At 59.6% G+C, this 22,216-nt stretch carries 22 protein-coding genes; 10 read left to right on the forward strand and 12 right to left on the reverse strand.

All coding sequences use genetic code 11. From position 1 onward, the window contains the following. Window positions 1–228 precede the first annotated feature (228 nt). The 3 genes from ACOI8A_RS19760 to hcnC are packed head-to-tail and all read left to right on the forward strand — an operon-like array spanning window position 229 to window position 3,201. Window positions 229–543, forward strand: a complete 315-nt coding sequence (locus ACOI8A_RS19760) for a (2Fe-2S)-binding protein (RefSeq protein ID WP_420648910.1) — start codon at window positions 229–231, stop codon at window positions 541–543. Beyond that, the gene (hcnB, locus tag ACOI8A_RS19765; RefSeq protein ID WP_420648909.1) at window positions 540–1,949 is read left to right on the forward strand and encodes a cyanide-forming glycine dehydrogenase subunit HcnB; all 1,410 of its coding nucleotides are present in this window, start codon (window positions 540–542) and stop codon (window positions 1,947–1,949) included. The genes ACOI8A_RS19760 and hcnB overlap by 4 nt, the downstream gene beginning before the upstream one ends. Next, on the forward strand, window positions 1,942–3,201 hold the full coding sequence (hcnC, locus tag ACOI8A_RS19770; protein ID WP_420648908.1) for a cyanide-forming glycine dehydrogenase subunit HcnC: 1,260 nt from the start codon (window positions 1,942–1,944) through the stop codon (window positions 3,199–3,201). Before hcnB ends, hcnC begins: the two co-directional genes overlap by 8 nt. A 523-nt stretch (window positions 3,202–3,724) precedes the next feature. On the opposite strand, the gene ACOI8A_RS19775 is transcribed toward hcnC, so the two are convergent. Further along, complete coding sequence (locus tag ACOI8A_RS19775; protein WP_420648907.1) at window positions 3,725–5,533, reverse strand: monovalent cation:proton antiporter-2 (CPA2) family protein; 1,809 nt, start codon at window positions 5,531–5,533, stop codon at window positions 3,725–3,727. 189 nt (window positions 5,534–5,722) lie between these two features. Between ACOI8A_RS19775 and ACOI8A_RS19780 the strand changes: the two genes are divergently transcribed. From ACOI8A_RS19780 to ACOI8A_RS19790, 3 genes are all read left to right on the forward strand, one after another. Further along, entirely contained in the window at window positions 5,723–6,031 is a 309-nt protein-coding gene (locus ACOI8A_RS19780) for an RcnB family protein (RefSeq protein ID WP_420648906.1), read from the forward strand. A gap of 192 nt (window positions 6,032–6,223) precedes the next feature. Next, window positions 6,224–7,723, forward strand: a complete 1,500-nt coding sequence (locus ACOI8A_RS19785) for a diguanylate cyclase (protein WP_420651411.1) — start codon at window positions 6,224–6,226, stop codon at window positions 7,721–7,723. A gap of 112 nt (window positions 7,724–7,835) precedes the next feature. Further along, window positions 7,836–9,380 (forward strand): class I SAM-dependent methyltransferase, encoded by a 1,545-nt coding sequence (locus ACOI8A_RS19790; RefSeq protein WP_420651412.1) that lies wholly within the window; start codon window positions 7,836–7,838, stop codon window positions 9,378–9,380. Between the two features lie 73 nt (window positions 9,381–9,453). Here the strand turns inward: ACOI8A_RS19790 and ACOI8A_RS19795 are convergent, their stop codons facing one another. The 3 genes from ACOI8A_RS19795 to ACOI8A_RS19805 all read right to left on the reverse strand — a co-directional run bounded on the left by ACOI8A_RS19795 (window position 9,454) and on the right by ACOI8A_RS19805 (window position 11,057). Then, on the reverse strand, window positions 9,454–9,615 hold the full coding sequence (locus tag ACOI8A_RS19795; protein WP_420648903.1) for a DUF2986 domain-containing protein: 162 nt from the start codon (window positions 9,613–9,615) through the stop codon (window positions 9,454–9,456). A 69-nt stretch (window positions 9,616–9,684) separates the two neighbouring features. Then, window positions 9,685–9,996 (reverse strand): protealysin inhibitor emfourin, encoded by a 312-nt coding sequence (locus ACOI8A_RS19800; protein ID WP_420648902.1) that lies wholly within the window; start codon window positions 9,994–9,996, stop codon window positions 9,685–9,687. Next, window positions 9,993–11,057 carry a M4 family metallopeptidase gene (locus tag ACOI8A_RS19805; protein ID WP_420648901.1) on the reverse strand — a complete coding sequence of 355 codons (1,065 nt, stop codon included), beginning with the start codon at window positions 11,055–11,057 and terminating at the stop codon, window positions 9,993–9,995. The genes ACOI8A_RS19800 and ACOI8A_RS19805 overlap by 4 nt, the downstream gene beginning before the upstream one ends. Before the next feature lie 142 nt (window positions 11,058–11,199). On the opposite strand from ACOI8A_RS19805, the gene ACOI8A_RS19810 reads away from it, so the two are divergent. After that, window positions 11,200–11,538, forward strand: coding sequence for an FKBP-type peptidyl-prolyl cis-trans isomerase (locus ACOI8A_RS19810; RefSeq protein ID WP_420648900.1), 339 nt, complete (start codon window positions 11,200–11,202; stop codon window positions 11,536–11,538). 61 nt (window positions 11,539–11,599) lie between these two features. On the opposite strand, the gene ACOI8A_RS19815 is transcribed toward ACOI8A_RS19810, so the two are convergent. From ACOI8A_RS19815 to ACOI8A_RS19830, 4 genes are all read right to left on the reverse strand, one after another. Continuing rightward, window positions 11,600–11,935 carry a hypothetical protein gene (locus ACOI8A_RS19815; protein ID WP_420648899.1) on the reverse strand — a complete coding sequence of 112 codons (336 nt, stop codon included), beginning with the start codon at window positions 11,933–11,935 and terminating at the stop codon, window positions 11,600–11,602. Window positions 11,936–12,016: 81 nt separating this feature from the next. Then, complete coding sequence (locus tag ACOI8A_RS19820; protein ID WP_420648898.1) at window positions 12,017–12,298, reverse strand: hypothetical protein; 282 nt, start codon at window positions 12,296–12,298, stop codon at window positions 12,017–12,019. Window positions 12,299–12,308: 10 nt separating this feature from the next. Further along, window positions 12,309–12,680, reverse strand: a complete 372-nt coding sequence (locus ACOI8A_RS19825; RefSeq protein WP_420648897.1) for a DUF6124 family protein — start codon at window positions 12,678–12,680, stop codon at window positions 12,309–12,311. 454 nt (window positions 12,681–13,134) lie between these two features. Beyond that, a complete protein-coding gene (locus ACOI8A_RS19830; protein ID WP_420648896.1) occupies window positions 13,135–14,235 on the reverse strand; it encodes a cytochrome P450 in 1,101 nt (366 codons plus the stop codon). Window positions 14,236–14,314: 79 nt separating this feature from the next. Between ACOI8A_RS19830 and ACOI8A_RS19835 the strand changes: the two genes are divergently transcribed. From ACOI8A_RS19835 to ACOI8A_RS19845, 3 genes are all read left to right on the forward strand, one after another. Beyond that, on the forward strand, window positions 14,315–15,073 hold the full coding sequence (locus ACOI8A_RS19835) for an ArsR/SmtB family transcription factor (RefSeq protein ID WP_420648895.1): 759 nt from the start codon (window positions 14,315–14,317) through the stop codon (window positions 15,071–15,073). A gap of 75 nt (window positions 15,074–15,148) precedes the next feature. After that, a complete protein-coding gene (locus ACOI8A_RS19840) occupies window positions 15,149–16,369 on the forward strand; it encodes a putative DNA modification/repair radical SAM protein (protein WP_420648894.1) in 1,221 nt (406 codons plus the stop codon). Further along, window positions 16,366–17,202, forward strand: coding sequence for a TIGR03915 family putative DNA repair protein (locus tag ACOI8A_RS19845; protein WP_420648893.1), 837 nt, complete (start codon window positions 16,366–16,368; stop codon window positions 17,200–17,202). The genes ACOI8A_RS19840 and ACOI8A_RS19845 overlap by 4 nt, the downstream gene beginning before the upstream one ends. A 53-nt stretch (window positions 17,203–17,255) precedes the next feature. On the opposite strand, the gene ACOI8A_RS19850 is transcribed toward ACOI8A_RS19845, so the two are convergent. From ACOI8A_RS19850 to ACOI8A_RS19865, 4 genes are all read right to left on the reverse strand, one after another. Continuing rightward, window positions 17,256–18,275 carry a branched-chain amino acid aminotransferase gene (locus tag ACOI8A_RS19850; RefSeq protein ID WP_420648892.1) on the reverse strand — a complete coding sequence of 340 codons (1,020 nt, stop codon included), beginning with the start codon at window positions 18,273–18,275 and terminating at the stop codon, window positions 17,256–17,258. Window positions 18,276–18,507: 232 nt separating this feature from the next. Further along, a complete protein-coding gene (gene lpdA / locus ACOI8A_RS19855) occupies window positions 18,508–19,881 on the reverse strand; it encodes a dihydrolipoyl dehydrogenase (protein ID WP_420648891.1) in 1,374 nt (457 codons plus the stop codon). 3 nt (window positions 19,882–19,884) lie between these two features. Further along, window positions 19,885–21,156, reverse strand: coding sequence for a dihydrolipoamide acetyltransferase family protein (locus tag ACOI8A_RS19860; RefSeq protein WP_420648890.1), 1,272 nt, complete (start codon window positions 21,154–21,156; stop codon window positions 19,885–19,887). Then, window positions 21,157–22,215: an alpha-ketoacid dehydrogenase subunit beta gene (locus tag ACOI8A_RS19865; RefSeq protein WP_402804330.1), complete on the reverse strand. Its 1,059-nt coding sequence runs from the start codon at window positions 22,213–22,215 to the stop codon at window positions 21,157–21,159. It abuts the gene before it with no gap. Window position 22,216: the final 1 nt, after the last annotated feature.

A 22,216-nucleotide genomic window follows, 5' to 3' on the forward strand; every position in this document is an offset into this window, starting at 1 on the left:
CCAGCGGTTTCACTGGCCTGGATCAATATTTCACCGCGCAATATCCCCTACCGTGAAATAACCCGGCCCTTGCCGCTGGATCGACTACATTGCTTGCGCGCACACCTTGTGCCGCTGACGGAGTAACCCTGCCGGCCCGATAGAGAGATAACCCCCACGAGCCGGTCAGGTGTAGTGCAGCAAGGAGCTGTCGCAAACTCACTGAACATTTCACGGAAGATCAACGCAATGCACTGCCAAGAAAGAACCTTCGATATCCAGCCTTTGGCGCAGGCGGACATGACCGTCCACGTCAACGGCCAACCGGTCAACGCCGCCATCGGCGAAACCGTCCTCAGCGTCATTCAAGCCCTCGGCGTGCGCCAGGTTGCACGCAATGATCACGATCAGATCAGCGGTGCCTATTGCGGCATGGGCGTGTGCCAATGCTGTCTGGTGAAAATCAACGGCCGCCACAAACGGCGCGCCTGCCAGACCGTGGTGCGCGACGGCATGCTGATTGAAACCCAGGTCAACCGCATCCACGGGCAGGAGGTCGTATGAGCCTGCAACCGGTGATCGTCGGCGGTGGTCCGGCGGGAATGGCGGCGGCCATTGAACTGGCGCGCCACGGCGTGCGCTCGACCCTGCTCGAAGAAGCCTCGCGCCTCGGCGGCGTGGTCTATCGCGGGCCGCTGCGCGATGGCGTGCAGCTTGATTACTTGGGGCCGCGCTACTCCGAGGCGCTGAGCAAACTGCATGGCGAATTTCAGGAACAGGCCGGGCTGATCGACGTGCGCCTGAATCACCGCGTGGTTGGCGCTGAGGGCACGCGTTCGCTGGTGGTGCTGGATGGCGATGAGCATCTGCACGAGATCGAGTATCCGCAGTTGCTGCTGGCCGCCGGTTGCCACGAACGCAGCGTGCCGTTTCCCGGCTGGACCCTGCCGGGGGTGATCATGCTGGGCGGTCTGCAATTGCAGATCAAAAGCGGCGTGGTCAAACCGCAAGGCCCGGTGGTGATCGCCGGCACCGGGCCGTTGTTGCCGCTGGTGGCGACGCAGCTGCACGCGTCCGGGGTCAAAGTGGCCGGGGTGTATGAGGCCTGCGCCTTCGGCAAGATCGCCCGCGAGAGCCTGGCACTGTTGAACAAACCGCAACTGTTCCTCGATGGCTTGAGCATGCTCGCCTACCTGAAACTGCATGGCATCCCGATGAATTACGGCTGGGGCGTGGTTGAAGCGCACGGTGAAGGCGAACTCAAGAGCGTCAGCGTGGCGCCGTATTCGGCGACATGGGAGGCCGACATGAGCCGCGTCGAGCGCTTCGAAGCGCAGACCCTGGCGGTCGGCTACGGCTTCATTCCGCGCACTCAACTCAGTCAGCAGATGGGGCTGGATCACGGCTTCAGCGATGACGGTTATCTGCGCGCCAACGCCAATGAATGGCAGCAAAGCAACGAAGCGCACGTGCATCTGGCCGGTGACATGGGCGGGATTCGCGGCGGCGAAGCAGCGATGCTCGCCGGCAAGATCGCCGCGACCTCGATCCTGCTGCAACGCGGTGTGCTCGAAGAAGACTTGGCGCGAGTTCGTCGTGACCGTTATCTGGGCAAGCTCAAAGCCATCGTGCGCTTCCGTGCGGCGGTCGATCGCTACACCGAACGCGGCGTCGGCCAAACCGCATTGCCGGCCGCCGACACGGTGATCTGCCGCTGCGAACACGCCACCCGCGCTGACATTGATCTGGCGCTGGAGCAAGGCGTGCAAGACATCGCCAGCCTGAAAATGCGCACCCGCGTGAGCATGGGCGACTGTCAGGGGCGGATGTGCGTCGGCTATTGCAGTGACCGCTTGCGTCAGGCTACAGGTCGCCAGGATGTCGGCTGGCTGCGCCCGCGTTTCCCGATTGATCCGATTCCCTTTTCCGCATTCCAGTCCCTCGGCACGGAGGCCGTTTCCCATGAGTAAGTTCTATGACGTGGTCATCGCTGGCGGCGGTGTGATCGGCGCTTCCATCGCCTATCAGTTGTCCAAACGCAAAAACCTCAAAGTCGCGCTGATCGACGCCAAGCGTCCGGGCAATGCGACCCGCGCTTCGGCCGGTGGCTTGTGGGCGATCGGCGAGTCGGTGGGGCTGGGCTGCGGGGTGATTTTCTTCCGCATGATGTCGGCCAATCGCAAGCGCGAAACGCAAGGTGCGGCAGTGGCGGTGGATTCGAGTACGCCGCACATTCTGCCCGACTCATTCTTCGATTTTGCTTTGCAGTCCAACGCGCTGTACCCGGCGCTGCACCGCGAGTTGAAAGACAACCACGGGATGGATTTCAAATTCGAGAAGACCGGGCTGAAGTTCGTGATTTATGACGACGAGGATCGCGCCTACGCCGAACACATCGTCGGCTGCATTCCGCACCTGGCGGATCAGGTGCGCTGGCTCGATCAGGCGGCACTGCGCGAATCCGAACCGAGCGTCAGCCACGAAGCGCGCGGGGCGCTGGAGTTTCTCTGCGACCATCAGGTCAGCCCGTTCCGTCTCTCCGATGCCTACACCGAAGGCGCGCGTCAGAACGGCGTCGACATGTACGTCAACACCAACATCACCGGCGTGTTGCACCACGGCACGCGCGTGACCGGCGTGCAAACGGCCGAGGCCGGCGTATTCCACTGCAAAACCCTGATCAACGCTGCCGGTGCCTGGGCTGCAGATTTGAGCGAGTGGGCCACCGGCATTCGCATCCCGGTGAAACCGGTCAAGGGTCAGATTCTGCTCACCGAACGCCTGCCGAAAATTCTCAATGGCTGCCTGACCACCAGCGATTGCTACATGGCGCAAAAGGACAACGGCGAGATCCTGATTGGCAGCACCACCGAAGACAAAGGCTTCGACGTCACCACCACCTGGCCGGAAATCGCCGGGCTGGTGCAGGGCGCGGTGCGTTGCCTGCCGGAACTGGCTGACATCAACCTCAAGCGTACGTGGGCGGGGCTGCGTCCGGGTTCGCCGGATGAGCTACCGATTCTTGGGCCGATGCGGGGGGTGGAAGGCTATTTGAATGCTTGCGGGCATTTCCGCACGGGGATTCTGACGTCGGCGATTACCGGGGTGTTGCTGGACAAAATGGTCAACGATGAGCCGTTGCCGCTGGATATCACGCCGTTTCTGGCGGATCGATTTGCAGTGGCACCGGTCGCGGCAGAACGGGAGCTGGAGATGGCCTGAACCCTGTGGGAGATTCTATGTTTGGGGGGAAGCCCCCAAACCTGTTTTTGACTGAGTACATATCCGTTGTTGCGGTAACGGCTTCCTGGGGTTCCGCCCTTACGGCGGGTCACCTTTTCCAGACGCCGAAAAGGTAACCCAAAAGGCTTTACCCTGACGTTCGGCCCTCGCTGGGGCTCGGGTTCCTTCGCTCCGGGATTGATCCGGGGGCATCGCCTCCGGTTTGCTGCGCTGCACCTCCTCTCGATGTGTTTGGCTGCGCCAAACGGTCGCTGCGCTCCCACCCCCTGATCAATCCCTCCACTCAGCCTGCCGACGGGCGCTCGAGATCAAGAGCTTTACTCGAGCTAACGCTCATCGTTGAGTGGGGCGGCTTTGCCGCATGGATGAGTTTTTGCGGATGCACTGGAAACTCTGTGGGAGCTGGCTTGCCAGCGATGGCGTCCGTTCAGTCACCGGTGATGGTGGCTGAACTGGCGCTATCGCCAGCAGGCTGGCTCTCACATTTGGATCTGTGCAAGGCTCAGGATCTACCGGACTGTTCTTCCAGGTGATCGGATTCAAACAATCTGGCCAATTCCGCCCGCGCTTCCTGGGCGGTTTGCAGGACTTTCGCCGCGTCGTCATACACCGCGTGTTGCGCTTCCAGCACTTGTTCGTCGTGATGCTTGAAGCGCTTGATCCGCGCATCAGCCTGCGCTTGAGTCAGGCCAAGTCCGACCAGCGTGCGCCGGCTCATTTCCAGACTCGAATAGTAAGTCTCTCGCACCGCTTCAGCCCCCACATCGACCAAGCGATGCACATGCTGACGGTTACGCGCTCGGGCGATGATTTTCATGTGCGGATACAGCTTGCGCACGATCTCGGCGGTTTTGATGTTGGTGTCCGGATCATCCGTGGCAATCACGAAATATTCCGCTTCCCCGACCTTGGCCGCATTGAGGATCTCCGGGCGCATCGGGTCACCATAGAACACCGGCACGCCGCCAAAACTGCGCGACAGTTCGATGGTTTCCACCGAGGTATCCAGCGCCACGAACTTGATGTTCTGCGCGCGCAGAATCCGCGCAACGATCTGGCCCATCCGGCCCATGCCGGCGATCACCACGCGTGGCGCATCGGTGTCGATCTGACGGAATTGTTCCGGCACTTCCACAGGTTGCACTTTCGGGCTGACCAGCCGCGCGCAGATCAACAGCAACAACGGCGTGACCGCCATCGACAGGGTGATGGTCAGCACCAGCAGGTCATATAGGCGTGGTTCGAACAGGCCCTGATCGCGGCCGATCTTGAACACCACAAACGCAAACTCTCCGCCCGCCGCCAACACAATACCGAGACGGATCGCGCTTACCTTGTTCAACCCACCGGCCAATCGCCCGACCACGAACAACAGCGGCAATTTCAGCGCGATCAACAGCAGCGTCAGACCCAGCACGGTGATCGGTGCGCTGAGCAGCAGACTCAAATTCGCACCCATGCCCACGCTGATGAAAAACAGCCCGAGCAACAGACCTTTGAACGGTTCGATCTGCGCTTCCAGCTCATGCCGGTATTCCGAATCCGCCAGCAGCAGACCGGCGAGAAACGCGCCGAGCGCCATCGACACGCCGACCTGATCCATCAGCCACGCCGTGCCGATCACCACCAGCAGCGCGGTCGCTGTAGAGACTTCCGGCAAGCCGGTTTTCGCCACAATGCGGAACACCGGACGCAACAGATATCGTCCACCGATCACCACCACGGCGATGCTGCCAAGTACGCGCAAACCGTGATTCAGATCCTCGGCGGCGCTGGTCGTGTGATCGCCGCCGGCCAACATTGGCACCAGCGCAATCAACGGGATCGCGGCGATGTCCTGGAACAGCAGAATCGCAAACGCCAAGCGGCCGTGGGGGCTGGTCAGTTCCTTGCGCTCGGCAAGGCTTTGCAGGCCGAACGCAGTCGACGACAACGCCAGACCGAGGCCGAGCACGATCGCACTGTTCAGCGACTGGCCGAAGACAAACAGCGCCAACACACCGATCACCGAGCCAGTCAGCAGCACCTGCGCCAGACCAACACCGAACACCGCTTTGCGCATCACCCACAAACGTCGTGGCGACAGCTCCAGACCGATGATGAACAACAGCAACACCACGCCCAGTTCCGAGATATGGCTGACGCTTTGCGGATTACCGATCAGGCCCAGCACCGACGGGCCGATGATCACCCCGGCAAACAGATAACCGAGCACCGCGCCCAATTGTAGACGCTTGGCCAGCGGCACGGTGAGCACGGCGGCGAACAGAAAGACGACGGCGGCTTGCAACAGATTGCCTTCATGGGGCATGAGCGGGACTCCAGACACTCGGTACGGCGGGGGCGACAAGGATAAAGGCTGATCCGCCGGCACACCACATACTCCTGGAGATAGGGGGCGTCTGTCGCAATTCTCCGCAGAAAAATCAGCCATTCACAAGGAATGTTTCCAGCGCTGCGCAGTCGGAGTTCTGGTACTTAACACTCAAGAGGTTGACCCATGAACAGCAAAACCCTGATTGCCAGCCTGGCCCTCGTCGCAGGCATCGCCGGGATCACCCCGATCGTTCAAGCGGCCGAAACCTCGAACGACACCGTTCAACATTCGCCTGCTGGCGGACGTGAACTGAAAGCCAACGACCGCGCGCCGGACGTTTATCAGCGTGAAGACAAAGCGCTGAAAGACTGGAAAAAACGTGGCCTCAAGGCACCGGTCGAGCAATCGCAGTGGGTGCAGATCAACGACAAGTACGTGATGGTGATGATCACGAACGGCACGATTGTCGAGATTCAGCCGGTGGTGCGTTAAGCCTGTTGCAACAATTGGCCACGGATGGCTGATTGCATTCGAGCACTGTTCGGGTAAAAACGTCGCCCTGATCTGTTGCTGCAGTAGTGCACGGCCACTTATATCCTGATTCAATAGAAGGACATACGGTCGCCGTTATTGCCCGGATCCAATAGCTGAAACGGAAAATCGGACTTTCCCTAAGGTAATGACGTGAAACGTGATACCCGCCTCGTTGTGCTTTTGCTGCTGGTCATCGGCTGTTCCCTGGCCTCGCTGACTGTCTGGAAGGTGCTGGCCTCCCGCGATCGAGCGCTGGAGGAAGTCGATGTCCATGGGTTGAACCTTACCCAGGCGCTTTCCACTTACTCCGAAGGCATCGTCCGCCAAAGCTCGCTGCTGTTGCTCGGACTCGTCGAACGCCTGGAAACCGAAGGCAGTGGCCCCATGCAGATCGAGCGACTCAGGGCCTTGGTTGATCGCCAGGAACCGCTGATGCCCCAGCTCAGTGGCATCACCATCTACGACAATCAGGGACGCTGGCTGATGTCTTCCAATCGGCCGATTCCGGCCGGGGCGAACAGCAGTGACCGTGCCTATTTCATTCATCATCGCGACGATCCATCCCGCGAGACCTTCATCGGTCCGCCCATCCAGAGCCGTTCCAATCTGGAATGGGTAATCACCGTCAGCCGCCGTTTCAATGATGTTCACGGGGAGTTTGCCGGGGTGGTGGCGGTGACTCTGGGGGTGGAAAACTTCCTGCGCCTGTTCGGCAAAATTGACGTCGGGCAGGACGGGGCCATCGGGTTGTCTTACACCGACGGTACCTTGCTGGTGCGCTATCCGTTTCGCGAGCAGGACATGGGGCGCAACTTTTCCAAGTCGCCGATTTACGCGAAATATCTGGTGGATCGATCCGTTGGTACTGCGTCGCTCACGTCCAGTCTGGATGGCGTCGAGCGACTTTACGCCTTTCGCAAGAGTGAAAAACTGCCGCTGATCACGACCGTCGCGCTCGGCAAGCGTGAAGCCCTCACGGCATGGCGGATGGAGGCCTTGCTGTCGGCAGTAGTGGTCACGGGACTGCTGGGGCTTACGGGCCTGATTGGTTGGTTTTTGATGCTGGATATCCGTCGGCGCACCGAAGTAGAGGGGCAGCTGAGGGGCGCTCAACAACAGTTGCTTTCATCTAATCGGCAATTGGAGTTATTGGCACTCAAGGATGCGCTGACAGGTTTGGCGAATCGGCGCTGCTTTGATGAGACGTTGGCCCTGGAGGCGCGACGTGCTCAGCGCGAAGGCACGTATTTGGCGCTTTTGATGATTGATATCGACTACTTCAAACTGTTCAACGATTCCCTTGGGCATGTTGCCGGGGATGCTTGCCTGCAGAAAGTCAGTCAAGCGATTGAGGAGTGCGTACGTCGACCGTCGGATCTGGTAGCGCGTTATGGCGGTGAAGAGATAGGCGTGATCATGCCCAATACGGACAGTGAGGGCGCGCAGGTTGTGGCGCAACTTATCCTCGACCGTTTGCGCCAGGAGAACATTAGCCACGACACCAGCCCATTGGGTCGCGTGAGTGTCAGCATAGGGATTGCCGCCGCCACTGGTTCGCGTCTGGACCCGGTGCAAGGTTTGATCGAAGCGGCAGATCAGGCGTTGTATAGCGCCAAGGCGCTTGGGCGCAACCAGCTTGTAACAAGCTAAAAGGGCAGAGATTTATGCATGAATAGTAAATCTCTGCCCTGTGGCACTTGTGGTTGGTAATCCCAACCCCTTATAAGAGCAACCTTTCACTCGCCCTATGAAGGATGCACGTATGAGCAACGCCTGGAATGAAGGTTATTTCACCGATGAGGGCTACACCTACGGGTATAGCCGGGAAATCAACCCGGTTTTTCAGCGTTATTGCTTGTTGCTGCGTGGTTTTGCCAGTCTGGAGAGTACGGACGGCTATCACTGCGAACTGGGTTTTGGCCAAGGTGTTTCGATCAACATCCATGCCGCAGCCAATCCGGGCTCCTATGTAGGCACCGACTTCCATCCCGGCCAGGCCGCCCACGCAAGTGCATTGGCAACTGCCTGCAACAGTAATGCACGGCTGTATGACGACAGTTTCGAGCAGTTGCTGGCGCGCAATGATTTGCCGCAATTCGATAGCATCAGTCTGCATGGCATCTGGAGTTGGGTCAGCCGTGACAACCAGAAGCTGATTGTCGAATTCGCCCGGCGTCACCTCAAGCCAGGAGGGTTGCTGTACGTCAGTTACAACTGCTTCCCGGGCTGGTCGCCTTCGGCTCCATTGCGCCAACTGTTCAGCCTGCACGATCGCTTTGCCAGTCAGGCCTGCGCGCGCCCGGATCAGCGTATCGATGCAGCGCTGCAATTTTCCGAAGCGCTGCTGGCGGCCAATCCGAAGTACGCCCACTCAGCGCCGAGCCTTGGTGCCAAGTTGGAGAACATCAAGGGCCAGAATCGCCAGTACGTCGCCCATGAGTACTTCAACCGCAGCTGGGACTGCATCTATTTCACCGACATGGTGGATGCCCTGGCTGGGGCCAAACTCGACTACGCCACGACTGCCGTGCCGCTGGATTCGGTAGCCCCGCTCAACTTGAGCGCAGAAGGTATGGATTTTCTCGAGGGCATCGAGCACCCGATCATGCGCGAGCAGGCGCGGGATTACTTCGTCAATCAGAATTTTCGCCGAGATCTGTACGTGCGCGGCGCCACCCGACTGTCTGCCCCGGAGCATCGCGAGCGCATGCTCAACACCCGGTTTGTGCTGCTGCAAGTAGTTGCAAACGTGCCGGGTTCGGTCACCGGTCCTGCCGGCGAAGCTTCGTTGCAGGAAGAGATCTACGGCCCTGTACTGGAAGCGCTGGCGGCCAAAGCCTACGCACCGAAAACCCTGCGTCAGTTGTTGGGGGCGCTGCCTTCGATGGCTTATGACGACCTCGAACAGGCCATCAACGTGTTGATCGGTATGGGCGCTGCGGCCCCGTGTCAGAGTGAAGCGGCCGAGAAACTGGTGCAGGACCAGTGCAATACCCTCAATTTGCAACTGTGCAGACGCTCGCTGTTCAACAACAACATCCAGGTATTGGCCAGCCCGGTCACGGGCGGCGGCGTGCCGGTCAGCCGCTTCCAGCAACTGTTCCTGATATCCATCAAACAGGGCAAAAAGCTGCCAGGCGAATGGGCTCAGTTGGCATGGGGCATTATCGGCAACCAGGGCACAGTGATCCTCAAGGACAACCAGCCGCTGAGCACGGCCGAAGAAAACATCGCCGAACTGACCGAACAGGCGCGAGTGTTTGCCGAGACGTCGTTGATCATTCTGAAGGCGTTGAAAATCGCGTAAGAGGTTGTCTGGTCCTGAAATGAAAAAAGGGGGACAGATTTATTTTATAAATAAATCTGTCCCCCTTTGGTTATCAGTTCTCGGAAGAAACGACTGTTTCTTGACCGCCTTCAGCCTCTAGCTTCGCCCGATCAGCTTTGCTGATGTACTTGTCTTTGCTCTTTGGCGCGAGTTTCGCGCTGGCCTTTTTGGCGTTGGCTTTGAGGATCTGGTTCAATTTCTTGCGACGGTTCATGCGTTTTACTCAGCTTGTAAATTCTCGAATGGCGCCAGTTTAAACGTTAACCGGATCTCGTGGCGCGTCCTACAGCAACTGTCCTTTGTCCCACAGGTGCACCAGTTCCCCCGGCGCCTGATCTTCCGGGACTTTCAGGGTCATTTCGCCCGTCCCATAGCGCACTTCGATCTGATAAAAACGCTGATCGCCACGGCCGGATTCGCTGCTGTCGAGCGTCAAGCAACCCTCCAGCACCGAGCAGATGCGCGTGCGCTGGGTGATGTCGCACTGCGCGAACTCGATTTCCCGAGGTCGGCTCAGGCTGTGAATCGCCGCCATGCCGCCCTGACGCGACACGCGCACCACTGAATCGTCGCCCAGTTCGGGCAGGGTTTTCATACAGCCTCCTCGGATAATTCGATGCCGACTTGTGCCCAGCTCTGACGGACTGCCGCGACTTCTCTGGCGCCGAAGCGCTTGGCGGCTTGTGCGACCGTGAGTTGGGCGAACGCCTCGAACGTGGCGTCGCGGCTCAAGCGCTTGTCGCAGAGTGTGTCGTACCAGATACGCCCGGCCTTTTCCCAGGCGAAACCGCCCATGGCCCTGGCCGTGAGATAGAACGCGCGGTTGGGAATCCCGGAGTTGATGTGCACGCCGCCGTTGTCTTCGGTGGTGATGACAAATTTGCGCATGTGATCCGGTTGCGGGTCTTTGCCGAGTAACGGATCGTCGTACGCAGTGCCGGGGTGGGACATCGAGCGCAGGCCTTTGCCTTTGATCTTCGGTGTGAGCAGGTCGGCGCCGATCAGCCAGTCGGCTTGTTCGACGGTGTGGCTGAGTGCGTATTGTTTGGTCAGCACGCCGAACACATCCGAGAGCGATTCGTTCAGTGCGCCGGATTGGTTGGCATAGATCAAACCGGCCTCGCTTTCGGTCACGCCATGCGCCAGTTCGTGGGCGATCACGTCCAGCGAGCGGGTGAAGCGCTGGAAGATTTCGCCATCACCGTCGCCGAAGACCATTTGTGCACCGTTCCAGAATGCGTTTTCGTAGCCTTGGCCGTAATGCACGCTGCCGATCAGGGCAAAACCCTGATTGTCGATCGAGTCGCGGCCAAGTACCTTCCAGAAGAAATCATAGCTGGCGCCCAGCGCGTCATAGGCTTCGTCGACCGCCGGATCGCCCGAAGCCGGTTGCCCCTCGGCGCGCACCTGCACGCCCGGCAACAGCATCTTGTTTTGTGCGTCATGCACGCTGCGTTGGGCCAGGCCCGGTTTGCCGTGTTCCTGCAGAACTGCCCGCTCCGGGAAACGCGACGTCGGGCCGGGATTGGGCAGCAGGCTGCGGACATGATTAAGGGTGACCATCGCCGCTGCACGTTGCGGCTCCGATCCGTGTGCAATGATTCGGTTGAGGATGTAGGGCGGGATGAAGCTGCGCAGCAATCTGGAGTCGGTCATCAGAGCTTCCCTGGCTTAAAACGATGTCGATAAGCATGTGAGCAGCGGCGAGAGTTTCCGTTCCGTGGATTGCCATCGGCGGCGGTTTCTGCGAAAAAGTCCGCCCGCGTCCCGACCGGGCCAACGAATCGAGTAAACAACCATGACAGACGAACTGCAAATCATCGACCTGCAAATCGGCGAGGGCAAAGCCGCCGTCAAAGGTGCGCTGATTACCACCCAATACACCGGATGGCTGGAGGACGGCACCGAGTTTGATTCCTCGTGGAGTCGCGGCAAGCCATTCCAGTGCGTGATCGGGACTGGCCGGGTTATCAAAGGTTGGGATCAGGGGATTATGGGAATGCAGGTCGGCGGCAAGCGCAAACTGCGGGTGCCGGCGCATTTGGGCTATGGCGAGCGGACAATGGGTAAAATTCCGCCGAATTCGGATTTGGTGTTTGAGATTGAGTTGTTGGAGGTTCTGACGCGGGAGGATTGAGGAAGGTGGTGATGAGAGGTCAGGTTGCTCATCACCATTCCTTATTCGAACGCTCACTTGGTCAGGTAAAAGCGTGAATATCATCGAGCGTGTCTTCAACAACTCCTGCCAAGGCTGAGAAAGTTGTTTTGACGGTATCGAGCGCAGGGATGACCGATTCTTTATCTACCTCGCCGTGCCTGCGCGCTATGTGCCCGAGCGCGGTCACGGCTGCTGCCACAACCAATTCGCTTTCGGCTTCGAAGTGTTTCAGGCACGTGTTCTGCGCCCAGATTCTGTCGGATTCGTTTAAGCCAATTGAAATTAATGCGGCGGCAGTTTCCGCATCCGCGCCACTGGCCAAGAGCCTCAGTGCTCGATCATGGGTCATCGTTGGGTCTTGATAGATCAGGCTCACTTTTAAACTCCCGCGAAAACAAATCACCCGCTGCATTCATAAATGAACGCATCGGGTGTTTTTATCTGCTCTGCTGGTTAATCAGGCAACCATCGCCAAATCATCCAACACCGCAGCCACCGTACCTGTCAGCCCCGGAAACCTGCGTTTAACTCTATCCAGCGCTGGCAATACGCGCTCCCGATCCAGTTCGCCTTGATTCCGGGCCATGTCGCCAAGGGCGGTGACGGCGGAGGCGACGATGGATTCTCTTTCGCTGTCGACGAGGATCAGGCAGGCCTTCTGCGCCCATTGGCTGTCTCGATCATTGAGGCCGATGGAGATCAGCGCGGCGACGACGTGTGCATCGGTTTTTATTGTCACGGTGATGTCCTCAGGTCGATGGATCGATGTTGTCGAGGGCGCGGTTGACGGCGAGTTCGCCGCCCATGACCACTTGGGCGATGCCCAGCACGGTGTTGCGGTAGGGCGCGTCGAGCAGGGCGGCGAAGTCGCTGAGCATGACGCTGGCCGAGGCCATGGATTCGCAGGCGTGGGCGAGGAGGGTTTCTTGATCGGTTTCGGGGGCGATCAGGAACATGGTGCTGGGTTTTCGGCGTTTCGGGGCTTGGGGTTTCAGGTAGTGGTCGAGTGCGCGTTCGGCGGCGTCGTGGAGTTTGCTTGAATCGAGGGTGGAGTAGGGCGAGGCTGGATCGGCTTCGGTTGGGGCGTCTGTTTCTGGCGGATTTGGTGTCGGTTTGAACATTGAGGGTTTCCCTTTAATGAAGCTGACACCACCTTGCGACTAAACACTGAGGTGGCAGCTGTGCACAGGTTAGTCGCCGGGTAACCCACCAAACCCGGTGCACTCGAAGGTGCCCTGCGCACAGCCGCCATAGAGTGCAGATATAGGAAACATCTGACTAGCTGGAGCTTATGCATGGTTTGTGGTTCCCGAGCGACTAAACCCGATCACTGAACATTCAGTGATGCGAACCAAGTTACCGGTAGCCCCCAAACCGCACAATCGGCGGATTCTGGCGTAGTTGTAGGCAAAGGCGCAAGGCGATGTAGCCTGCCGGATGATGCTGAAATGATGCTGCGTTTTTCCGGGCCTCATCGCGGGCAAGCCCGCTCCCACAGGGTTCGATGTGTGTTCGCGAATTTCATGTACGACGCGAAATACTGTGGGAGTCGGGCTTGCCCGCGATAGCGGACTATCAGACGCCCAAGATGCTGAACAGCGGAATCCGGCCATTGAGCGAAGGGCGGTAATGCCAGGTCAGTCGATCCAGATCAATGCCTTGCGCGAGGATCTGACTCACCGTGGCGCTGGCGATGGCCATCGCCAGCACCTGCCCGGGACATTGATGCCGCCCGTTGCCGAAACTGAAGCTGCGACGGTTCGGTCGATCCAGCAAAAACTTGTCGGGCTGCTCATTGATCGCCGGATCACGATTGGCCGAGGCCAGCAGGACCAGAATCACATCACCTGCTTCGAGCCGAACGCCATCAATCTCGCAACTTGCCGCGACAAAACGCCGGGTGTTCTGCACCGACGGATCGAAGCGTTGCACTTCGGCCAACAGCTCATCCGGCGCTGCGCTGCGCAATCTCGGTTCGCGATGCAGGGCGAGCAAGGCATTGCCGATCAACCCGGCGCTGGCTTCGAACGTCTGCGAACACAGGCCGATCAGGTTGGCGATCAGCGCGTCCTCATCCGCGGAAAAACCGCGCTGAATACTGGCCACGAACGCATTCGTCTCGGCCAACAATTCAACGAAATACCCGCGCAATTGCTCCGCCGCGCGGTGCGCCGCGTCCAACTGCACATCATTGCTCAACGGCGACAGACACGCGGCGAAATCCGCTGTCAGTTCACTGATCAGCCGAGCCTGCGTCGGGTTGAAACCGAGCAGCGCCGCGACCACGCATACCGGGCCGCGAAACATTGCCTTATATAAGCCGTCAGCGTCGGGCGTGATCAGCCGCGCGGCAACCAGTGCCTTGATCGCAGCCATATCAATCAAGGCCAATTGCGGCTCGATCGCCGAACGCGGGCAACGCTGGCGCTCACCGTCATTCATGCGCATCAATTGGCCGAACACCTGACCCGCCCATCCGCCAGCAATGGCGTTGGGCACTGGTTCTTGCGTAGGACGCACACGGCAATTGGCGTGAGCCAACACCGCGCAAACCGCGCGCGCACTGCTGGCGACCCACAGCTTCAGTCCATGATGAAAGGTCAAACCGCCCTCGACGCGCAGCTCGGCGTAATAAGAATAGGGATCGGCATGAGTCGCAGCGATGATCGGGTCCATGGTTCGCAGCCTTGTCTGTGGGAAAAGTGTTGCTACTATCTCCAGTCCGTCAGGGCCTTGATTCGTTCTGGAGCGAAGTATGCAGGCACAACAGCACGACATCGGCGTCTCGCAGGTGGCCGCCGCCATCGCCGAACCGGCGCGCACCAAAATCCTTTGCTCGTTGATGGACGGCCATGCGCGCACCAGTACGGAGCTCGCGGCCATCGCCGAAGTCAGCGCTTCGACCGCCAGCGCGCACTTGGCCAAACTTAAAGAGCTGGAGTTGGTGCGTTTGCACGTGCAGGGCCGCCATCGTTATTACAGCCTGGCTGACAAGCGCGTGGCCCAAGCGCTGGAGGCGCTGATGGTGATCGGCCACAACCCTGCGCCGACTTTCAAGCCGCACACGCCGGATCGGCTGCAATTTGCCCGCACTTGCTACGACCACATGGCTGGAACGCTGGCGGTGTTGCTGCATGACCGCTTGCTGGCGGCGGGATGGCTGGTGGAGACCGATGAGCGGGCGTATCGCTTGAGCGAGAGCGGTGAGGCGCTGTTTGAGGGGCTGGGGATTGAGGTTGCGGACTTGTCGACGATGCGGCGCAGGTTTGCTTGCCCGTGTCTTGATTGGAGCATGCGTCGGCCGCATCTGGGCGGATCGCTTGGGGCAGCGTTGTTGCAAGTCGCGATGAAGCGTAAGTGGGTGGTGCAGGATCTGGACAGTCGGGCGTTGGCTTTAACGGCGGTGGGGCGCAAGGAGTTGGTTTTGCGGTTTGGGTTTGAGGTAGTGGATGAAGGCAAGATCAAAAGATCGCAGCCTTCGGCAGCTCCTACGGGGGATTTGCGATCCAACTGACGAAGGGTCGTTTTGCATCTTGTCGAATTTGACTCGGCTCTATACTGTATATGCGAACAGTATAGAGTCAGTGCCATGCAAATCATCGACAAGCTCAGCATCCTCGCCGACGCCGCCAAGTACGACGCCTCCTGCGCCAGCAGTGGCGCGCCCAAGCGCAGCTCGGAAGGCAAAAGCGGCTTGGGTTCAACCGATGGCATGGGCATTTGCCACAGCTATACGCCGGATGGGCGCTGCGTTTCGCTATTGAAAGTCCTCCTGACCAATTTCTGCCTTTACGACTGCCAATACTGCGTCAACCGCCGCTCCAGTGACGTGCCACGCGCACGCTTCACGCCGGAGGAAGTGGTGGCGCTGACCATGGATTTCTACAAGCGCAATTGCGTCAGCGGGTTGTTCCTCAGCTCCGGGATCATTCGCTCGGCCGACTACACCATGGAGCAGCTCAACCGCGTGGCGAAATTGCTCCGCGAGGAACATGAATTCCGCGGCTACATCCACCTCAAGACCATTCCTGAAGCCGACCCGGCTTTAATTGCGGAGGCCGGCCGCTATGCCGATCGCCTGAGCGTCAACATCGAGTTGCCGACCGATGCTAGCCTGCAAGTCCTGGCGCCGGAGAAGGACATCGGTTCGATCAAGCAGGCGATGAGCACCATCTACACCGGCGTGCAGACTGTATTGAACGAACCGCGCTCGGCGAAATTCGCTCCGGCCGGACAAAGCACGCAGATGATCGTCGGCGCCGATGACACCGATGACAGCACCATCCTGCACAGCGCACAGGCCTTGTACGGCAACTTCCGGTTGCGCCGGGTCTATTATTCGGCGTTCAGCCCGATCCCCAACAGCCCGAAAAACGTGCCACTCGCGGCGCCGCCGCTGATGCGCGAACACCGTTTATATCAGGCCGATTTCTTGTTGCGCAGCTATGGCTACAGCGCTGGCGAATTGTTCAAAGGGCCGGGGCATCTGGCGCTGGATATCGATCCGAAACTGGCGTGGGCGCTGCAGAATCGCGAAGTGTTTCCGCTGGACTTGAACCGCGCCGAAGCCTCGTTGATCTCGCGCATCCCCGGCATCGGCCTGCGCACCACCGAGCGGCTGGTGGAACTACGCCGTCAGCGGCGCATTCGCTATGAAGACCTGACTCGCATGCGCTGTGTGCTGTCCAAAGCGAAGCCGTTCATCATCACCAGCGATTACCACCCGCAGCAGGCCGAAGTCACCAGCCAGATGCTTTATCAGCAGCTGCGCGACCGGCCGATGCCGCAACAGATGGGGTTGTGGGGATGATCAATCTCGATTGTGACGACCTGTTCGAGACTTGGCGCCAGCAGGCGCGTTGGCTGCTCAGCCATGAAGTCGACCCGAGTCTGGTGGGCTGGGCCACGGAAGGGGTCAGCGATCTGTTTGCCAACGATCATCACGTGCCCGAAGGGCAGGGGCCGTTTCAGGCGCGGATCCCGCGCGCACTGCTCGACACCCTCGAGCGTGCCGCTCGTTACCGTGGCGATCAGCGCTGGAGTCTGTTGTATGAGGTGCTGTGGCGCGTCAGCCATGGTGACCGCACGGCGATGATGGCCGGCGACAAACTCGGCAGCGAATTGCAGCGGCGGATCAAGCAGGTGCAACGCGAAGCCCATCATTTGCATGCGTTCGTGCGATTCATCGAGCGGCCGCCAGGCAGTGCGGGTCCGGAGTACGTGGCCTGGCATGAACCGGCCCACGACATTTTGCATAAGGCCAGCGAGCATTTCATTGCGCGCATGGGGCGTCATCGCTGGTTGATCGCTACGCCGCGCGATGGGGTTTATTACGATGGTGAGCAACTGGTGCATCAACGCGAGTGTCCGGTGGAGTGGCAGCAATTGGCACAGAATGTTGAGGATCCACATGGGGAGCTTTGGCTGACGTACTACAGCCATATTTTCAATCCGGCGCGGTTGAACCCGAAAGTGATGCAGGGGCATTTGCCGGTGCGCTTCTGGAAAAATCTGCCGGAGGGGGAATTGATTCCGGGGTTGATTACGCAGGCGCGGATGGGCAAGCAGCAGAATGGGCAGGCGAGTGGGATTGCCGGACGTTCCGGTAAGCGGATCGCCATGAAAGGCAGCGAGCGAAGCTAATAAAAAGCCCCCACCGGTTTTCCGGTGGGGGCTTTTGTACATCTGGTGTCAGATCAAACCTTAACAATCCAGCCCGCCGGCGCTTCAATATCGCCAGTCTGCACACCCGTCAGCTCTTTATAGAGCTTCTGGGTAACCGGACCCACTTCGGTCTCGCTATGGAACACATGCAGGTGATCGTTGTAGCTGATCCCGCCAATCGGCGTAATCACCGCAGCGGTACCGCAAGCACCGGCTTCTTTGAAGTCCGACAACTTGTCGATCAGCACATCACCTTCAACCACTTCCATGCCCAGACGGGACTTGGCCAGCTCGATCAGCGACAGACGGGTGATACCCGGCAGTACCGACGGCGAGTTCGGGGTGACGAACTTGTTATCGTGGGTGATCCCGAAGAAGTTGGCCGAACCTACTTCTTCAATTTTGGTGTGAGTCATCGGGTCCAGGTAGATGGCGTCGGCGAAGTTGGCTTTTTTCGCTTTCGAGCCTGGCATCAGGCTGGCGGCGTAGTTGCCACCGACCTTGGCTGCGCCGGTGCCTTGTGGGGCCGCGCGGTCGTAGCTGGAGATCTGGAAGTTATGCGGGGTCAGGCCGCCCTTGAAATAGGCGCCGACCGGGATGCAGAAGATCGAGAAGATGAACTCGGGTGCAGTGCGCACGCCGATGTTGTCACCCACGCCGATCACGAACGGACGCAGGTACAGCGCGCCGCCAGTGCCGTAAGGCGGAATGAAACGCTCGTTGGCGCGAACCACGGCTTTACAGGCTTCGATGAACTGCTCGGTTTCAACGAACGGCATCAGCAGGCGCGCGCAGCTGCGTTGCATGCGCAGGGCATTCTGGTCCGGACGGAACAGGTTGATCGAGCCGTCCTTGCAACGATAGGCCTTCATACCTTCGAAGCACTGCTGGCCATAGTGAAGGGCAGTCGAGCCTTCGCTGATGTGCAGCACGTTGTCTTCGGTCAGGGTGCCTTTGTCCCACTCGCCATTGCGAAAGTACGACAGAAAACGTTTGTCGGTTTTGATGTAGTCAAAACCCAGCTTGTCCCAATTGATGCTCTCGTTACCCATGACACCCTCTATCATTGAACAACCGCCGGAACGGTTCAAGGCTTCTGACGTTTTTTGGATGGGCACAACAATACTTCATTCTTGAGCGCTTGTGGCGAGGGAGCTTGCTCCCGCTCCAGTGCGAAGCACTGGCAAAACCGGTAACGCAGTGCACCGGATATTCGGTTTTGGCCGATTTGGGGCTGCTGCGCAGCCCAGCGGGAGCAAGCTCCCTCGCCACAGGGGTTGGCGTTTACAGATGTAAAGCGTGCCCTAACGCACGCAACGCCGCTTCCTGCACCGCTTCACCCAAAGTCGGGTGGGCGTGAATGGTGCCGCCGATGTCTTCCAGTCGCGCGCCCATTTCCAGGCTCTGCGCGAACGCCGTCGACAATTCAGACACGCCAACCCCGACCGCTTGCCAGCCGACAATCACATGATTGTCCCGACGAGCGACCACCCGCACGAAACCGGTTTTCGATTCCAGCGTCATCGCTCGACCATTGGCGGCAAACGGGAAACTCGAGACGATGCAATCCAGTCCGGCAGCCGCAGCTTCGTCCGGCGTTTTGCCGACCACCACCAGTTCCGGATCGGTGAAGCACACCGCAGCAATAGCCGTCGGGTTGAAGTCGCGGGTTTTGCCGCTGATCAGTTCGGCGACCATCTCGCCCTGAGCCATGGCGCGGTGAGCGAGCATTGGCTCGCCGCTCAAGTCGCCGATGGCATAGACGTTGCGCATGCTGGTCTGGCAGCGGCTGTCGATCTTGATCGCCGAGCCGTTCATATCCAGATTCAATGCTTCGAGGTTGAAGCCTTGGGTGTTGGGTTTGCGACCCACGGCCACCAGCACCTGATCCGCTTCCAGATTCAGCGTGTCGCCGTTTGGATCGCGCACCTGCAAGCTGCCGTCGAAACCTTCAACGCTGTGCTTGAGATAGAGCTTCACGCCAAGTTGCTTGAGCGCTTCGTGCACCGGTTGCGTCAGTTCGGCATCGTAGGCCGGCAGAATCCGCTCCTGCGCCTCGACCACGCTGACTTCGGCGCCGAGTTTGCGATAAGCGATGCCCAGTTCCAGACCGATGTAACCACCGCCGACCACGATCAGGTGTTTTGGCACCGACTTCGGCGCCAGGGCTTCGGTAGAGGAGATGATCGGCCCGCCAATTGGCAGCATCGGCAAATTGACGCTTTTCGAACCGGTCGCCAGCACCAGATGTTCGCACTGGATGCGGGTGTCGCCGACTTCTACGGTTTTGCCATCGATCACTTTGGCCCAGCCATTGATGACTTGAACCTTGTGCTTTTTCAGCAACGCGGCGACGCCGGTGGTGAGGCGATCAACGATGCCGTCCTTCCACTCGACGCTTTTATTGATGTCGAGGGTTGGCGCCGAGACGCTGATACCCAGCGCCGAATGCTGGCTGTGATGCTGCGTCTGATGAAACTGTTCAGCCACATGGATCAGCGCTTTGGACGGAATGCAGCCGATGTTCAGGCAGGTGCCGCCCAGCGACTGGCCTTCAACCAGAATGGTCGGAATGCCCAATTGTCCGGCACGAATCGCCGTCACATAACCGCCAGGCCCACCGCCGATGATCAGCAGCGTGGTGTTCAAAGTTTGCATGCCTTACTCCACAAACAAAGTGGCAGGTTGTTCGATCAGACCGCGAATGGCCTGGATGAAGAGCGCTGCATCCATGCCATCGACCACGCGGTGATCGAAGGAGCTGGAGAGGTTCATCATCTTGCGAATTACCACTTGGCCTTTGACGACCATCGGCCGTTCGACGATTTTGTTCACGCCGACGATGGCCACCTCCGGCAGGTTCAACACCGGCGTGCTGACAATCCCGCCCAACGCGCCGAGGCTGGTCAGGGTGATGCTTGAGCCGGACAGCTCGTCGCGGCTGGCCTTGCCATTACGCGCGGCGTTGGCCAAACGCGAGATTTCCGCTGCGCTGTCCCACAGGCTGCGCGCTTCGGCGTGACGCACCACTGGCACCATCAGGCCGATATCGCTTTGCGTGGCGACGCCGACATGCACGGCGCCGAGGCGCGTGATCACCTGAGCCTCGTCATCGTAACGCGCGTTGATTTGCGGGAAGTCACGCAGGGCAACCACCAGCGCTCGCACCAGGAATGGCAACAAGGTCAACTTGCCACGGCTGGCGCCGTGTTTCTCGTTGAGGTGCGCGCGCAGCTCCTCAATCGCGGTGACGTCGATTTCTTCGACGTAACTGAAGTGAGCGGCGCGTTGGGTGGCGTCCTGCATGCGCTGGGCAATCTTGCGGCGCATACCGATCACCTGAATCTGCTCTTCATCGTTACGCTGGGCGTAAGCGGCAGATGCAGGCGCGGAGGCGTTGGACTGACCTTGCGCCAAATAGGCTTCGAGGTCGTCGTGCAGCACGCGACCGGCCGGGCCACTGCCGCGCACAAGGCGCAATTGAATGCCAAGATCCAGCGCGTGTTTACGCACGGCGGGTGAGGCCAGTGGACGCTCATTTGCTTCGCGGGCAACCATCGGGCCTTGGCATACAGCAGCCGAACGCGGCGCGGCGGCTGGTTTGCTTTCAACGACGGCTTCAACTGTAGAGGCTGCCAGTGGCGCGGGAGACGCAGTTGCCGGCGCGGCAGACTCTTTAAAATTGCCCGCGCCTTCAACTTCAATGCTGATCAGAATACTGCCAACCGCCATCACCTCACCTGGCTGACCGCCAAGCGCAATGACCTTGCCATGCACCGGCGACGGAATATCGACCATCGCCTTGTCGGTCATCACGTCCGCCAACACCTGATCTTCAACCACCAGGTCGCCGACCTTGACGTGCCACTGTGACAGTTCAACTTCTGCGATGCCTTCGCCAATGTCCGGCATCTTGATTACGTGCGTGCCCATTCAGACCTCCATGACCCGTTTCAGTGCCGCGCCCACTCGGGACGGCCCAGGGAAATACGCCCACTCTTGCGCGTGCGGGTAGGGGGTGTCCCAACCGGTGACGCGTTCGATTGGCGCTTCCAGGTGATGGAAGCAATGCTCTTGCACCAGCGACACCAGTTCGGCGCCGAAACCGCAGGTGCGAGTGGCTTCGTGAACCACCACGCAACGGCCAGTTTTCTTCACCGAGTTGACGATGGTTTCCAGGTCCAGCGGCCACAGGCTGCGCAGGTCGATGACTTCAGCATCGACGCCGCTTTCTTCAGCAGCCACTTGCGACACATACACGGTGGTGCCGTAGGTCAGCACGGTGACATCTTTACCCGGACGCGTGATCGCGGCGACGTCCAGCGGCACAGTGTAGTAACCGTCCGGAACTTGTGCGGCAGGGTGCTTCGACCACGGGGTTACCGGGCGGTCGTGGTGGCCGTCGAACGGGCCGTTGTACAGGCGTTTCGGCTCGAGGAAGATTACCGGGTCATCATTTTCGATGGAGGCGATCAGCAACCCTTTGGCGTCGTATGGGTTGGATGGCATGACAGTGCGCAGACCGCAGACCTGCGTGAACATCGCCTCGATGCTCTGGCTGTGAGTCTGGCCACCGTAGATGCCGCCACCGCAAGGCATGCGCAGGGTCATCGGTGCGGTGAACTCACCCGCCGAGCGATAACGCAGACGCGCTGCTTCGGAAATGATCTGGTCGGACGCCGGGTAAACGTAGTCGGCGAACTGGATTTCCGCCACCGGACGCAAGCCATAAGCGCCCATGCCCACCGCCACGCCGACGATGCCGCTTTCGGAGATCGGTGCGTCGAACACCCGCGAAGAGCCGTATTTGGTCTGCAGGCCTTCGGTGCAGCGAAACACGCCGCCGAAGTAGCCGACGTCCTGGCCGAATACCACGACGTTGTCGTCGCGTTCAAGCATCACGTCCATGGCCGAGCGCAGGGCCTGGATCATGGTCATGGTGGTCGTGGTCATGGCGGTTTCCAGCTGAATATTGTTGTTGTGATCGTTCATC

The organism is Pseudomonas sp. P4795, from assembly GCF_048822895.1.
In the GTDB taxonomy this organism is placed as follows: Bacteria; Pseudomonadota; Gammaproteobacteria; order Pseudomonadales; family Pseudomonadaceae; genus Aquipseudomonas.